Source organism: Moritella sp. F3 (assembly GCF_015082335.1).
GTDB lineage: Bacteria > Pseudomonadota > Gammaproteobacteria > Enterobacterales > Moritellaceae > Moritella.
On sequence record NZ_BLRL01000114.1, the window covers coordinates 1 to 250 of the forward strand.

The 250-nt window shown below is 43.6% G+C and carries 1 pseudogene; it reads right to left on the reverse strand.

The features are described from left to right. Positions 1-250, reverse strand: a pseudogene (locus JFU56_RS22620) (hypothetical protein); the annotation flags it as partial.

A 250-nucleotide genomic window follows, 5' to 3' on the forward strand; every position in this document is an offset into this window, starting at 1 on the left:
GTAACCAACCAAGCCAGATACCGATTGATAGTCATAAAACTGCCCTTCCAACTGAACATCCGCAGCTTCGACATTAACTAACAGATCACCATTGTCATATTGAGCACCCAAGGAGATGAACTGACCATCTTGGCTATCTAGCATTGCACCCAATTGACAATACGGGTCTTGTGAGTTTTGGAAATCACAAGAAGGGTTTGACTCAGCAACAAAGTTCGAGCCACGGAAAGTAAAATCATCAACGTTCCAG